Source organism: Dietzia sp. DQ12-76, from assembly GCF_014145045.1.
In the GTDB taxonomy this organism is placed as follows: Bacteria; Actinomycetota; Actinomycetes; order Mycobacteriales; family Mycobacteriaceae; genus Dietzia.
On record NZ_JAALDV010000519.1, the window covers coordinates 1 to 3274 of the forward strand.

The 3274-nt window shown below is 69.0% G+C and carries 3 protein-coding genes; all 3 read left to right on the forward strand.

Going from position 1 to position 3274, the window contains the following annotated elements; all coding sequences use genetic code 11:
* Positions 1 to 827: ABC transporter permease (locus G6019_RS15960; protein ID WP_241726108.1), on the forward strand; the 827-nt coding region annotated here is incomplete at its 5' end.
* 161 nt (positions 828 to 988) lie between these two features.
* Complete coding sequence (locus tag G6019_RS15965; RefSeq protein WP_182613034.1) at positions 989 to 2167, forward strand: ABC transporter substrate-binding protein; 1179 nt, start codon at positions 989 to 991, stop codon at positions 2165 to 2167.
* A 40-nt stretch (positions 2168 to 2207) separates the two neighbouring features.
* Positions 2208 to 3274: FAD-binding oxidoreductase (locus tag G6019_RS15970; RefSeq protein WP_182628022.1), on the forward strand; the 1067-nt coding region annotated here is incomplete at its 3' end.

The following is a 3274-nucleotide window of genomic DNA, read 5'->3' on the forward strand; positions in this document are numbered from 1 at the left end:
CGACGACGACGACGGCGAGGCGCTCGCGTCCGCGACTGTCCGCGGACGGCCCGCTGGTGCGCATCGGCGGTCCGCTCGTCGTGCTGGCCATGGTCCTGGGGGTCTGGTACTTCATCAGCTACGTGGTGCTCGAACCCTCGCGGCGTTTCCTGATGCCCGCTCCGCACGTCGTCATCACCGAGGGGTTCATGGGCGACAACCTCCCGGCGATGCTCGACGCGCTCGAACGGACCACGGTGGTGGCGTTGACCGGCCTGGCGATCGCGTTCGTGATCGGCGTGGTGTGGGCCATCCTGATGAGCCAGGAGACGTGGGCGGAGCGCTCCCTGTTCCCCTACGCGGTGGTGCTGCAGTGCATCCCGATCCTCGCGTTGGTGCCGCTCATCGGTTTCTGGTTCGGCTTCGGCTTCACCGCGCGGGTGTTCGTCTGCGTGCTCATCGCCCTGTTCCCGATCGTCTCCAACACGTTGTTCGGACTCAAGTCCGTCGACCCGGGGCTGCGGCGCCTCTTCCGACTCCACCACGCCGGCCGGTTGACCGTGCTGCGCAAACTCGAGGCGCCGGCCGCGCTGCCCGCCCTGTTCGAGGGACTGCGGGTGGCCGCCGGGCTCTCCGTGGTGGGCGCGATCGTCGGGGACTTCTTCTTCAAGCAGGGCGACCCCGGTATCGGCATCCTCATCGACACCTACCGGGCCCGGTTGCAGTCCCCGGAGTTGTTCGCCTCCATCCTGCTGGCGTCGCTGCTCGGTGTGGCCGTGTTCCTGGCCTTCGGGCTGCTCTCCCGCAAGGTGGTGGGCCGGTGGTACAACGCCGAGGACCAGCGGTGACGGTCGCCGTGCGTCCCCCCACGTCTGCGCATTAACCCACGTCTGCGCATTAACCCACATCTGCCCGACCGGCAACACAACCGAAACGAAGCGCCGTTTCACTATAGATATTGATCACGTCAATACGGGAGGCCGGATCCGGTCCCCGGGAGGAGACCCCCATGCGCCGCACCCACACCACCAGGACCGTGCTCTCCGTCGCCGCCGTGTGCACCCTCGGAGCCGCCACACTCACCGCCTGCGGTGGTGGCGACACCGAGACCGAGGCCGCGTCCGGCTACACCGGCGAGATCGGGGCGGTGGACCTCAGCGAGAGCTGCCCCGCCACCGTGGTGGTCCAGACCGACTGGAACCCGGAGGCCGAACACGGTCACCTCTACGAACTCCTGGGACCGGATCCCACGATCGACGCCGCGGCCAAGGCGGTCTCGGGTCCGCTGTTCGCCTCCGGGGAGTACACCGGTGTGGACGTGGAAATCCGCACCGGCGGTCCGGCGATCGGGTTCCAACAGGTGACCGCGCAGATGTACCAGGATCCCGACATCATGCTCGGGTACGTGGACTCGGACCAGGCCGTGCAGAACTCCCTCAACAACCCGACCGTCGGGGTGTTCGCCCCGCTCGACATCAACCCGCAGATGATCATGTGGGACCCGGAGACCTACCCGGACGTGGCGCGGATCGCCGACCTCAAGGACGAGGGCACCCGGGTCCTGTACTTCGAGGGCAACGCGTACATGGACTACCTCACCGGAGAGGGGATCCTGGATCCCGCGCAGGTCGACGGCAGCTACGACGGCTCGCCGTCCAACTTCGTGGCGGCGGGCGGGACGGTCGCGCAGCAGGGCTACGCCAGCGCCGAGCCGTTCATCTACGAGAACGAGGTCCCCGAGTGGGGTAAGCCCGTGGCCTACGAGCTGCTCCACGACACCGGATACCCGATCTACAAGTCCATGATGGCGGTGCGCTCGGCCGAGCTCGAGGACAACGCCGCCTGCCTGGAGATGCTGGTGCCGGTCCTGCAGCAGGCCGAGGTCGAGTACTTCGCCGACCCCAGCCGCACCAACGAGGTGATCGTCGACGCCGTCGAGCAGTTCAACACCGGGTGGGTCTACAGCGACGAACTGGCCGACTTTGCCGTCGAGGCCATGCTCGAGCGCGAGATCGTCGGCAACGGTCCCGACTCGACGATCGGCAACTTCGACGAGGACCGACTGGCCGACATCGTCGAGCTCGTCTCGGGCATCTACGAGGCCGCCGACGTCTCGATCGCCGAGGACGTCACCCCGGAGACCATCGCGACCAACCGGTTCATCGACCCGACCATCGGGATGAACTGACCCCCACCCGAGTGACCACCCGACACAGGAAGGCACCCCAGTGAGCGAGACCCAGACGGTGACGCCCCCGGTCGCCACGGCCCCGGACGTGGGCGGACTCGTGGAGGACCTGACCGCGCTGCTCGGCCCGGACCTCGTCCTCACCGACGACCGCAGCCTCGACAAGGCCTCGCAGGACGGTTCGTACCTGAGCCCCATCCTGCGTGCGCAGTGGCCCATCGGACGGCCCGAGGTGGTTGTGCGGCCCACGAGCGTCGATCAGGTCCCCGCCGTCGTCCGGGCCGCCGTCCGGCGCGGCGTCCCCATCACCTCACGTGGCAAGGGCACCGGCAACTACGGTCAGGTGGTCCCGCTGCACGGGGGGCTCGTGCTGGACCTGACCGCGCTGCGGGGCATCGACCACGTGGACCCGGAGGCCGGGACGGTCACCGCGGAGGCCGGCGTGCGCATGATGAGCCTGGAGAAACGCCTCGCGCGGGACGGCTCGCAGCTGTGGATGTATCCCTCGACCGTGCAGTCCACCCTGGGGGGATTCCTCGCCGGGGGGTCCGCCGGAACCGGCACGATCGTCCACGGCCGCAACCACGAGGGGTTCGTCGAGGCGCTCGACGTGGTCTACGCCCACCCGGACGCCGAGATCGTGCACCTGGAGGGCGACGACGCCCAGCCGTTCGTGCACACCTACGGGGTCGCGGGGATCATCGTGCGCGCCACCGTGCGGATCGAACCCCTGCAGGACTGGCGGTGCGTCTACGCCAGCTTCGACGATCACCACGACGCCTTCTCCGTGGTCCCGCGGATCCACCGACTCGACCCCGCCCCACGGCTGTGCTCGGCGGACGGCGCCCACGTCGCCGGGTGTCTGCCGCCCGACGAGGCCATGCCCCCCGGCCGGGCCAGCCTGCGGGCGATCGTCGACGCCTCGGTCGCCGACCGGGTGAGCGCGCTGGTCACCGAGGCGGGGGGAGTGGTGGAGGCGGTCCGCTCAGGGGTCAACGAGAGCATCAAGGTCTCGACCCTGTCCTACAACCACCCCACCCACTGGCTGCAGAAGGCGGAGCCGGACACGTGGTTCCACATGGAATGCCAGGGCGACGCCCTGGTGGA